General features: G+C 41.4%; 8 protein-coding genes. 7 read left to right on the top strand and 1 reads right to left on the bottom strand.

The window, feature by feature from the left end:
- The first annotated feature begins 59 nt into the window (after window positions 1–59).
- The 6 genes from CWC18_RS15605 (at window position 60) to CWC18_RS15580 (ending at window position 10962) form a co-directional block, all read left to right on the top strand.
- On the top strand, window positions 60–4256 hold the full coding sequence (locus tag CWC18_RS15605; protein WP_138593563.1) for a DEAD/DEAH box helicase: 4197 nt from the start codon (window positions 60–62) through the stop codon (window positions 4254–4256).
- Between the two features lie 159 nt (window positions 4257–4415).
- On the top strand, window positions 4416–4916 hold the full coding sequence (locus CWC18_RS15600; RefSeq protein ID WP_138675641.1) for a hypothetical protein: 501 nt from the start codon (window positions 4416–4418) through the stop codon (window positions 4914–4916).
- Entirely contained in the window at window positions 4909–5127 is a 219-nt protein-coding gene (locus CWC18_RS15595; protein WP_138593561.1) for a helix-turn-helix transcriptional regulator, read from the top strand. The genes CWC18_RS15600 and CWC18_RS15595 overlap by 8 nt, the downstream gene beginning before the upstream one ends.
- 391 nt (window positions 5128–5518) lie before the next feature.
- Entirely contained in the window at window positions 5519–6517 is a 999-nt protein-coding gene (locus CWC18_RS15590; protein ID WP_171041129.1) for a TonB-dependent receptor plug domain-containing protein, read from the top strand.
- Between the two features lie 9 nt (window positions 6518–6526).
- Complete coding sequence (locus CWC18_RS15585; protein WP_138675639.1) at window positions 6527–8338, top strand: TonB-dependent receptor domain-containing protein; 1812 nt, start codon at window positions 6527–6529, stop codon at window positions 8336–8338.
- 446 nt (window positions 8339–8784) lie between these two features.
- Window positions 8785–10962: a M3 family metallopeptidase gene (locus CWC18_RS15580; protein WP_138675638.1), complete on the top strand. Its 2178-nt coding sequence runs from the start codon at window positions 8785–8787 to the stop codon at window positions 10960–10962.
- Between the two features lie 850 nt (window positions 10963–11812).
- Here the strand turns inward: CWC18_RS15580 and CWC18_RS15575 are convergent.
- Window positions 11813–12184, bottom strand: coding sequence for a hypothetical protein (locus CWC18_RS15575; RefSeq protein ID WP_138675637.1), 372 nt, complete (start codon window positions 12182–12184; stop codon window positions 11813–11815).
- Window positions 12185–12401: 217 nt separating this feature from the next.
- Between CWC18_RS15575 and CWC18_RS15570 the strand changes: the two genes are divergently transcribed.
- A partial coding sequence (locus tag CWC18_RS15570) for an IS110 family transposase (RefSeq protein ID WP_138675636.1) occupies window positions 12402–12736 on the top strand: 335 nt, incomplete at its 3' end.

The raw sequence follows: 12736 nt of genomic DNA, 5'->3' as shown, positions 1-12736 counted from the left end.
CAACTGAATTATGTGTTAAATTACCACCCTTACTTAGTGACTCGACCCTAGAAAAATTTATGAAAATCACAGCTCAGTTGCCTTTAGAAATTGATACCAGATATCAGCAGTTTTTATCTTTACCTCCTTTTCAGCAATGGGCTTTTACTGTACTTGCTGTGATTTATAAACCTATTTCTTTGGGACATTTAAATAAACTGCTAAAACAACTTACGATACAGTTAGACACAGAAGACACCGCCCCCTTTGAACGTATTTCATCTACTATATTAAGTAATTGGCGAAAACAAGGCTTTGTCAATGTTAACAAAGGTGACATTAAACTAACCTATTTACTCCATAACAGGCTTACGCAGGATGCCATCGCTAATGATGTATTTTTGACCATTTTAAAAGCGGGTGAAGCAGTGGTACCGGTACTGCAACTGTACGATTGGGAGCAAACATTAGAAGATGAACAACGTCTCATTCGTGACTTTTATTTTTTAAATGACCATCGCAAAGTCATTAACTTACTTAAGCTCCATAAAAACCCACAACACATTGATTATCGGCGTACTCGTATATTAATAGAATTGGCGTTCGTACCGTTCGATTTAACCCATTTTTTGGCGCTTCCAGACACAGTCCAATATCAAGCATTTGCGTGTTGGTTTTATGTGCTGCGCCAACATGGCGCATCCAATGCTTACCCGCTGTCATTACTCGAACAGGTTAATCGCCACCAGCCTGAACACGTCGCACTGTCGCACTTATTGGCTGAACAATACCTACTGCAAGGTCGCTTAGACAGCCTACAACACATCGTCAACGCCAACGATAAAAGCTGCTATGGCTTGCAGCTCAATGCGCTCAATGCATTACTTACTGGAGATCTTGAACGTGCCATTGGTTTATTTGCCAATGCATTGGTCGCCAAAAATAAATATGCCCGCAAAAAAAACCAGTATTTAAATGGCGTGTACGGTATTTTTTATAACATCGCGTTATTAATACAAGCAAACCGACACGACCCCTGTTATTTCACCTCGGCGGAGGCGCATATTTTTGCCCAAAGTCACGATAAACATAATCATGACCACAGCCATTATGTTGGTCAATTTTTACTGGCCACCACATCCAGTTTGTCGACGGCAACGCCGTACACATCGTCACTGCAAGAATACGCATTTTTAACAGAGCATCATGTGTTTTACGCCCATTTACTCAGCTATTTAGAGGCGTTATCAATCATTTGGTCTGATCAGATTTATTCGCCTTGTGCTAAACTAGTTGAGGCACATACCTTTTTTAAAGTAGCAAATTATGGCCTATTTGCCACACTCATAGAGCAACTGGGATCAATCGAGGGGAAGCGTGAACATACCCACCCAATTATGGACTTTACTACGGCCATAGAACATAAGGTCGGTTGGGATCTGGCACTTGAAAAACTCATCGCGTTGGCCCCCTCTTCAAATACGTCCAGCCAACACAGTGCTGTCAAAGTCACTCGGCTTATTTGGATCATGCACATAACCCCCTATACGGTTAGCTTTTCAGCACGTGAACAAACACAAAACGCGTCTGGCTGGAGCAAAGGCAAGCCTATTGCACTACAAAGATTGTATGAGTCTCAACAAGCATTTGCATTTTTATCAGAACACGATAAGCAATTGTGCTCGCATATTAACCGCACGGAGCAATGGCGTACAAAAACACTTTATTCACTGGAAGGCCTATCTGCTTTGAGAGCTGCCTGCGCTGCACCAAACTTGTATATAGCAGATGATCTATTTACACCCATAGAGCTGCATGAAGCCGAGCCTGAGTTACTCATTACACAACAAGGCGAACACCTTGTGCTGAGCATTGCTGATATTCCCACTCAACAAACCAATACACAACACAGCTACTCGTTAATTGAACACGCACCAGAGCAATATCGGTTAACGGTGTTTTCTCCTGAGCACTTAAAAGTTACTCAAATTATTGGTGAAGAAGGCTTGAGTATTCCCGTCAGTGCCAAAGACAAAGTGCTCGCCGGAGTCAATGCCATTGCGCCTTTATTGAATATTCAATCTGATATTGCAGAGTTAGATACTGGCCTAGAAACACTCCCTAGCCACAGTGATCTTATTATTAATATTCAGCCATTTAATGATGGCCTTGCGTTCAATTGCGTCGTGATGCCTTTTGGCGAACATGGCCCAACCTTAAAACCCGGTATAGGCAATGCAAAGATGACTACCGAGATAAAAGGTAAACGCGTTGCCACCTCTCGCGATTTAGTGAAAGAGCAAATATATCTAGACTTGCTTGACCAACACTGCCCTGCTTTTTTAGCCATGCAAGACACCCGTTTACAACTTGATGACTTACAAAGCGCGTTTAACGCGCTCGAGCAGTTAGAATCACTCTCACGTTTATCGCCCAGTCCTGTGCCCATTGAATTACGTTGGCCCAAAGGCAAAAAAATGACGATGACTAAATCGTTGCAAAGTCATCATCTACAATTGGCAATGACTAAAAAGAACCAGTGGTTTGACTTAAATGGCGAACTGTCAGTTGATGATAGCCAAGTAATAGAGCTCAAAACCCTACTCACTCTTGCAGCCCAAGCACATGGTCGCTTTATTACCTTAGATGATCAGCAAGTGCTCGCATTATCCGATGAACTAAAACAACGATTAGATAAACTCAATGAAGCAACAGATGGCGGACAATTTCACCCATTAGCCAGTCAGCATGTTTCGCAGGCAACCACAGGTATGCGAATGAAAACGCTACATGCATGGGACGAGCAGCATCAAAAAATGCATCAGGCCAATGCCCTAATACCCAGCTTACCCAATACTTTACAAGCGACGTTACGAGATTACCAAATTGAAGGGTTTGACTGGGCTTCGAGACTGGCCCATTGGGGAGCAGGTGCCTGTCTTGCCGACGATATGGGACTAGGTAAAACATTACAAGCACTGGCAGTATTATTAGATAGAGCAAAAGACGGCCCAAGCTTGGTGATAGCGCCAACCTCAGTGTGTTTCAATTGGATACAAGAAGCCTGCAAATTTGCCCCCAGCATAAACATGATCTTACTGGCAGATCTAAAAAGCTCACCCGAGCGCACTGCCATGCTAAGCGCCCTTAAACCGTTTGACTGTGTTGTTATTAGCTATGGGTTACTGCAACGCGAAAGTGAGATGCTGCAATCACTTACCTGGCAAACCATTGTGGCCGATGAAGCTCAAGCGCTGAAAAATCCACTGGCGGAACGCTCGGTCGCCGCATGTGCGTTAAAAGGCGACTTTAAACTGATCACCACAGGCACCCCTATTGAAAATAATTTATCAGAACTTTGGAGTCTATTTCGCTTTGTAAACCCCGGGTTACTGGGTAATTTAAAGCGCTTTAGCACTCGATTCTCAACTCCTATAGAAGCCATTAAAGATGATCCGATTGCAGCAAAAAAAGCACAAAACAAGCTTAAAAACCTGATCAAACCGTTTATTTTACGACGTATGAAACACCAAGTATTAACTGAATTACCAACTAGAACCGACATCAATGTTAAAGTGCAATTAAGTGATGAAGAAATGGCCTTATATGAAGCATTGCGCCAAAGTGCCATCGACAACCTCACTCAGTCATCAAGCCAAGACCAACCCGGTGCACACAGGATTAAAATGCTTGCTGAACTTATTAAACTGCGCCAAGCCTGTTGTAACCCCGCATTGGTATTGGCCAACAATACCATCCCGAGCGCAAAACTTGCCGCACTCGACAAGTTACTCGACGAACTACAAGAAAATAATCACAAAGCGCTAATTTTCAGTCAGTTCGTGGGGCACTTACAACTCATAAAACAGCACTTAGACGCAAAAGGCGTCCACTACCAGTACCTTGATGGCAGTACACCAAATAAACAACGCCAACAACGAGTCAACGCGTTTCAACAAGGTGATGGCGATGTGTTTTTGATCAGCTTAAAAGCAGGCGGTTCAGGATTAAATCTCACCGCCGCTGACTATGTTATTCATATGGATCCGTGGTGGAACCCTGCAGTTGAAGAGCAAGCAAGCGATCGTGCTCACCGTATGGGCCAACAGCGACCAGTGACTATTTACCGTTTAATCGCAAGCGACACCATAGAAGAAAAAATTTTTGCTTTACATCAACATAAAAGAGATTTGGCGCAAACTTTACTTTCAGGAAACGACCAAAGCAATAAACTATCAGTTGCCGACATGATGGCCATGCTTAAGCAAACGTTTTGATACGGATAGCGTTTAGCGTGGATTGCCTATTTTGAATAGTTTAATAGCCTGAATATAAGCATAGTAAAGCTAACCTAAAGTAAAAAATATTTGACATGGTGTGGTCAAATATTCTATGCTCAGTCATGTTAACTATTTTTGACTTTGGGTAATAAATATATGACTCGTTTAGCCGCAGTTAAAGCGTTTTTACAAAGTATCAGCTTTAGAGAGCTCACCTTGAGCATCGATTTACTGGCCAGTACATATATTGGTTATTTTTATTTGCAGCGTGTTTTTTACGCAACGCCTGAACAGCTTGCCTCTGCAACTTGGCTATCTGAATTATTGTTACAAGTGATCATTTACAGCATTGCGATTATGGTGATCAGTTACATTGTATTGGCTGTTGTTAGTGACAATGAACTAGCGCAGCCACTCGACGTGCGAGAGAAACAAATTAACCTTGTCGGCTATAAATATACCGCTTACATTTTGCAAGCTGGGATCTGCATCGCTATTTTTCAATACCAAGCTGAGGCGCAAAGCTTTGGGCCATCTATTGAATACAACATACCTTTTTTACCGCTACATATTATGGTCAGTGCGTTTTTATTAGCTGAAATTGCCAATTACAGTGCCCAGTTATACAAAGGTCGTACCGGAGACATATATGAGTAACGGAGCTATTTCTAATTCAATTCGCACACTGCGCTTTATGAACAACGAGATGACTCAAAAGCAATTGGCTGAAAAAATAGGCGTAACTCGGCAAACGGTAATGGCCATTGAAGCCAATAAATACTCACCCTCTCTTGAAGTCGCATTTAAAATAGCTCGCGTATTTAACTTGCCATTAGAAGACGTATTTCAATACCAACAACACGAATAACCCGTTACATCGAACAGTCATCAATCTAAGTCATAGCAACATCAAGAGCACAAACCGCCATCTTTAAAAGGTGGCAAACAGCCCCATAAATCTAAACATATTTAATGCTTAAAACGATGTGTTTACGTTCTTTTTGCATCACCTTTATCTCGTTATCTTTGAAGCACAACTGAGCAGCTCTCAACCTTTAAAATATTAACCCCTGTGTTTACTTACCACTCATCTGAACAATTACCGAATTAAAGGACTTGTTTTCCCTTATAATTAATATACTGTATACAATATTCAAACGACAGCAAGCTGTCATTGAATGACTCGTGGGTGGCGCAACAAACAAAGCTCATATAATAGAAATATCATAACAATAAGTACAAATACTAAGAGGTATACAATGTACAACACAGGTTCAACCCGTATAACATTGCGTAAAAGCATCATTGCATTAGCGATTTCTTCTGCAAGCGTTGGCGTAATCGCGCAGGATAAAAATACACATAACGCAGATGACGCTACACAGCCAGAACGTATCGTAGTAACGGGATCTCGTATTAAGCGAATTAACATCGAAGCGCCTTCTCCCACTGTGGTGATTTCTGCCGAAGACATAAAATTAACCGGCGCGCAAAATGTTAATGACATCCTAACCGGTCTGCCGCAATTTGCTGATGGGTTTGATTCTGCATCCGGTAACTACTCTTTTGGGAACTCTGGTCTCAATATTCTTGATTTGCGTAATATGGGCGAAGAACGCACACTGGTTTTAGTGAATGGTAAGCGGCCTCCTTCTGTTTCAACCGATTATCAAGGTTTATTTGCAGACGTAGGGACGATACCCGCTTCGCTAATTGAGCGTGTTGAAGTAATGACCGGCGGCGCTTCGGCGATTTATGGCTCAGATGCCATTGCTGGAGTGGTGAACTTTATTCTGCAAAAAGACTTTGAAGGCACCAAAGCAAACGCGCATGTGTCAGGCACACAAGACGGAGGACACAGTACACGCAGCCTATCGATTACCCATGGACTTAATTTCAATGACGATAATGGCAATTTTACTGTTGCGTTCGATTACCTATCAGAGTCAGCGCTCACACAAAATGACCGTGAAAAAGCCTATAACTATCAACGTTCCGTTACCAACCCAAACAGAGGCGAAGGACAACCCGACAAAATTTGGGTCAAAAATGTTTCTCCAATTCCGTGGGGCGTCCCTGCAACTATTTTCTCAGTCTATAATAATACCGATGGCGGTTACGACTGGTACGATTTTGACGAGGCAAGTCAGGATGTTGCACTGCGAGCTCGCTACAAAGATATGTACGACGGCTGGTTGGTCGACGCCGCGCAAGGCTACGACGGTACACGCTGGGGTAACATAGAAGACCCATTTTAACGTATTAATGTGTTTTCTTCTATCACCCATCAATTTGATAGCTTTGATATGGCGTTTGACGTAACGCTTGCCAGAACAGAATCTAATAACGTCATTGATCCACCTTTTGCCCGTGCTTGGATGCAAGTGGCCGACGTTAAAGCCACTTTTGATACCCCTGCATCATTCACAAACAATTTCCAAGATGATGACTGGATTGGTTTTCACCATACATTTTACGAAGTCGGTGGCAGAAAACACAAAAACGTGCGTGAATTTTTCAGCTCTTCGTTAACATTTTCTGGCGTGTACAACGACGATTGGTTTTGGGATGTAAACTTTTCATCAGGTAAATCAATGAATGACCTGGAGAACAATACCTCTTTAAGAGTAGACAGGTTAAATAGCCAAATGCAGGTGGCAGGCGAATGCGTTAAAGCAGCAAACTGCCCTACGTTTTCTCCCTTTGAGCGTCAGTCTCAAGCCCTAACTAACTACATCATTGATTCATTTATCGCGACCACCGACTCCGTTAACCATGCCTTTAGTGCAAACTTATCTGGCGATGTATATGAGCTTTCAGCAGGTACCATGCAAATGAGTACAGGGATAGATATCAGATATGAAGGTATTCACTTTGACCCGTCTGAGCTGTGGTCTTCTGGTAATTTGTCATCGAAAAAGCTACCGCTAGATGTCAGTCGTAATATAAAAGAAGCCTATGTAGAATTGTTGGTTCCCGTATTAAGTGACATGCCTTTTGCTGAACTCGTAGAAATAGAAGCCGCGTACCGTATTGCCGATTACTCTACCAACGAAAGTCGCTTTGAAAGTACCAAGCTCGCATTAAACTGGGCGTTTAATGAAGAAGTGCGTTTGCGTTCAATTTTTTCACAGGCGGTGCGTGCGCCACAACTGTACGAGCTATATGCTGGTGAAAGTATTGGCTACAGCACTATCAATGACCCATGTGATGAAGCAAACATCAACGGTGGCCCTGCCGATGGACGCCGTAAAGCAAACTGTGCTTTATATGGTATCCCAGCAGGTTGGAATTCAAATATAAAAACCACACGAGGCCAGGTCAGAAACTCAGGCAACCCGCAGTTAAAACAAGAAAAAGCAAATACCCTAACAGTAGGTTTAATTTATACCCCAACGTCACTACTAAACGGGCTAACGGTCTCTGTAGACTACTTTGATATTAAATTAAAAGACAAAATATCAGAGTTTGGAGGTCAAGATGTTATGCAAAACTGTGTGGACCTCGCACCAAATTCAATCAGTAATATGTTTTGCGATCTCGTAACACGTAAAGACAATGGTGACGTAGAGTATGTGCGGCCGCTAAGCTTAAATTTTGACGAAGGTCGAGTACGCGGTACCGATATTGAGCTTTACTATACATGGGATGCATTATCATTTACTTTTGCAGCCAGTAGATTGTATGAAGACTCGACTACTACCCAAGATTTGGCTGAAGGCACATCGGAAACTGACAACGACGCAGGTGAATTAGGCCGTCCTAAATGGGCATCAAATCTAGTAACTAAATACAACCTTGATGACCTAACGTTAAGTTGGACGTTTAAGTTTAAAACAAGCGGCCGTTATAACGAAGATGCATCGCTTGATTTTCGTGATAGCGATTCGCCTGCTCACTCTCGGGTGCACAATATCCGCGCGGACTATCAAGTAAGCGATACTGCATCTGTGTATATTGGTGTCAACAATATTAGAGATAACAATGGTGGCGATCACTGGACGACTTCTCGTGGCGGGTATAACGGCTGGTCAATATTAGGTCGTACAGGATATATTGGCGTTAATCTAAACTTTTAATACACTGGCCGCCAAGTAATGTATTAGGCTATATCTAATACACCTAATTACATGAAATAAAGCACCTTCATCTAGTTCTCATATGAAGGTGCTTGCATTTGTGGGTTACTTAACAGCGTGCGCCACTCGCAAAAGTATCATCATCATGCGCACCGTTTTTTATTACTGTACTCTATTGCTGCTTAAGTACAAAGCCATGCGTATGATTATTTAAATCACGGTATGAGCAAACATATCGCCCTGATCATTTATGCCCATGGCTTGAATCAGCGCATCTTGTAATCACCTTCTATTGTTAATCACACTTGAAAACTATCAACAGCTCATTGATTGAGCCCAATGGCAGTTTTTATGGGATGAAATAAACAAAGAATTGATATAATATAACATATCATATGCTGTTGTTCCTACATCATATTAAAACTCAAAATTAAAAGAGGTTTACAGTGCTAATAAAAACACGTTTAGCTTTAACAATATCTGCCGGTTTACTATTGACTGGCTGTTCAAAGCAACCTGAGCAAACACAAAACACCAAAGTAGCTGCTGTTGAAGCATCAACCGTACAAAACCCTTTTTTTCAGCAGTGGAATACTCCTTTTGGCGCTCCACCATTTGACCAAATTGAAACCAAGCATTTTCTACCCGCTTTCGAAAAGGCTATCGCTGAACACAAAAAAGAAATTGCCGCTATCGTTAATAACGAGCAGCCAGCTGATTTCGACAATACCATTGCATCAATGGAACTAGCCGGCGCACTACTTTCTCGTGTATCCGGTGTATTTTTCAATCTAACCAGTACTGAGTCCAGTGACGAAATGCAAGCCTTGCAGCGCAAAGTTTCTCCTCTGTTAACCCGCCACTATAATGAAATTAGTATGAATGAAAATTTATACAAGCGTGTTTCAACTGTACATAACAATCGCAATTCGTCAGATTTACGTTCAGAACAAATACGCGCAGATAAATTAAATGCAGAGCAAACTCGTTTAGTAGAGCGTATTCATCGTGACTTTATACACGCAGGTGCAAACTTAACACCAGAACAGCGTACAGAGCTTGCAACAATCAACGAGCGTATTTCTGCACTCACCACCGAGTTTGGCCAAAATGCCCTTAATGATTCTCGTGCCTTTAAATTGGTCCTTGAAGAGTCTGACTTGGCTGGTTTATCAACGGCACAACGAAATGCGGCCGCTGCAGCTGCTAAAGCAAACGATATGCCAGGTAAGTATGTGATCACGCTCAATCGCGCAAGCGTCCAGCCTTTTCTTCAGTTTTCGGAACGACGAGATCTCAGAGAGCAGGCCTTTAATGGTTGGACAAAACGTGGTGACAACGACAATGAATTTGACAACAAAAGCATTATCGTTGAAATGGTCGAATTACGTGCTAAACGCGCACAACTGTTAGGTTACAAACATCACTCTGAATACGTTTTATCAAACGCCATGGCAGGCAAGCCCGAAACCGCAATGGACTTGCTACTTAAAGTGTGGGAGCCTGCTGTTGTAAAAGCTGAGCAAGAGCGCGAGTGGATAAAAGAAATAATGGCCAAAGAAGGTGCTACGCACAAACTTGAGCCTTGGGACTGGCGCTTCTATGCTGAAAAAGTTCGTAAAGAAAAGTTTAATTTAGATCAAGGTGAAATCGCCGAATATTTTGAACTTGAGAATATGCTTGAAGCTAAATTTTACGTCGCCAACCGCCTATTTGGTCTGACCTTTGAAGAACGCAATGATATATCTGTTTATAACCCAGTCGTCAGAGTATGGGAAGTTAAAGATAGCGCGGGTAAATCAGTAGGCTTATTCTTTGGTGATTATTATGCACGATCTTCTAAGCAATCTGGGGCTTGGATGAATTCGTTCCGAGAACAGCAAAAACTAGCCGGTGACGTAAAGCCGATTATCGTTAACAATATGAACCTAAACAAGCCAGCCGAAGGGGAAGCGACATTAATGAGCTACTCAGACGCGGTGACTTTATTCCACGAATTTGGTCATGGGTTACATGGTTTATTATCAAACGTTACATACCCTACTTTGGCCGGTACCAGTGTTCCGCGCGACTGGGTAGAATTCCCAGCTCAGTTATTCGAGCATTTTATCGCGCAACCTGAAATGTTGAAAAAGTTTGCGCTTCACCATAAAACAAATGAGCCAATGCCTGCTGATCTTCTAGCACGTATTAAGCAAGCAAGTACCTTCAATCAAGGATTTGCAACCGTTGAGTTTACAGCCTCTGCCTTAGTCGATATGGCCTATCACCAGATGACAGAAGTGAAAGACTTAGATGTACGTGAGTTTGAAAATCAAGTGTTAAGTGATTATGGTAAGCCTGAAGAGATCGTTATGCGTCACCGCAGTACACATTTCGGACACATTTTTGCAGGCGGTTACTCGTCAGCGTATTACGCATATATGTGGTCTGAAATATTGGATGCGGATGGTTTTGATGCCTTTATAGAAAAGAAAGACATCTTTGATAAAGAAACCGCAGATCGCCTTTATAAGTTTATTTACAGTCGCGGTGATACCTTGGACTACTTTGAAGCCTATGAAGGCTTTAGAGGCAGAAAGCCAACAACGGATGCGCTACTACGCAATAGAGGGCTAGATTAATCTAACCGCTTAAACGGTAAAAGCCGAAGTCATAATACTTCGGCTGTTTAAGCGAAAAAACAATCAACTTTGGGGGGGGAGTCGCTTGAGTTTTCTCTTTAAGTTATTATTGGGACTTTAGTATATTTTTAAAAAATGAATGGGTGACAAGCTTAAAATTCGTTATTTTACTAACCTACATACTAAAACAATGATTAAACTGAAGGATATAAAGTAAGTTGGCTAAGTATGGCGAAATATTGGCAACAAAGTTAAAACTGAACAATTGATCAGTAGTTAGCAATTTAATCAACAAGGTCACAAAAGATACAAAAATGGTCCCATAAGCACATAAATATATGACAATACCGCCTTTCACCTTTTGGGGGTTTATAGGGTTAGAGTATTTAATAAAGTGTTACCTTAATAGTCTAAGCCTTAAACCAGTAACTTTTATATTCATGTGTTAATAAGATCCCACTAGATAGCTTATGCCCCTGTTAATTTTAGCTTTATCACTTAAGTATAGTACTTTTAAATTATCCAGATACAGCACAATATGCGTATTATCAATCACCTTTGCAAAAACATATTAATACAAAGCAAATTGTGTTTCTAACCAGCGTCTTCTATGTTCGTACGATTACCTTGTTACCTTACCGACACCTTACAACGAGCGGAACGTGAAATGCCATAATAGTATTTGGTATCAATTAAACTGACTTGTCTTTTTCGCGCAGTCTTCGTTCGAAACGGCCTATCTTTTAAGCTGAATATCAAAGATAAGCAATGAATGAAAAAACAGTCAATCTTGGGTGGGTATCAGTTTAAATTTGTTGTTTACTTAACCATATATTTGGATTTAGTAGGTTTATAATGCAGAAAATACGCTCACACCAGCCACACAGAAAAAGAAGAACCATGACACGTGTTTTCCACGAGAAAATATAAAGGACATAACGCCACTAGCAGCAAAGACAATTGCTATGCTTATCAGGATTTCAAAACGCAGCACGAGCACGCTACTCGGACTAGATATGAAATAAAGTATTGCTGCGAAGCCCCACCAAGCTATCGTTGTTAAATGCCAAGCAAATCTTAAAACGCGCTTAGTAAACCAATCACTGCCAAGTAATTTCGGTAAGTTATCTCTTTTAAATAGCCGGATCAGCAAGTATTTTTCACCGAGATAGGAATGAACAAAACCAATAAAAATTAATATAAATGCACCTATGAGTAACATAACTTTTTCCTTAAAAACATATGAGCCTGCAGAACGGCATAATAATACAGGGCAAGAGCATGAAAATACATAAATTCAGAATCTTATCAAGGAAAGATGTACTACTCATCGTGTCACAATCGATTTACTTGTGGTGATGAATTAGACACTCCCAAATCGGCGTCAATGCGCCAAACTAAAGGTGTGTTTTTAACGATAGTTAGTAGGAGCATCCATCATGAATAACGTTAGTATATTAAGCATCGATTTAGCAAAAAATGTATTTCAATTTCTTGGAATTGATGAACACGGAAAACCTTGTTTCTCAAAGCGGGTTTCTAGAGTAAAACTCCATGAAATAATCCTTAATTTACCGCCTTGCGAAGTCGTTATGGAGGCTTGTTCGTCCTCTCACTACTGGGGCAGAGCATGCTTAAATTCTGGTCATCAAGTTAATTTAATTCCTGCACAACATGTCACCCCATTTGTACGTGGTAACAAAAATGATAAGAATGATTGTTTGGCAATATATGAAGCGAGTAGAAGGCCTAGCATTCGCTTTGTTCCCGTTAA

The sequence above is a fragment of the Pseudoalteromonas aurantia genome, from assembly GCF_005886875.1.
Classification (GTDB): Bacteria; Pseudomonadota; Gammaproteobacteria; order Enterobacterales; family Alteromonadaceae; genus Pseudoalteromonas; species Pseudoalteromonas aurantia_A.
Note: the sequence above shows the minus strand (reverse complement) of the source record. Positions and strands in the feature narration are given on the sequence as shown.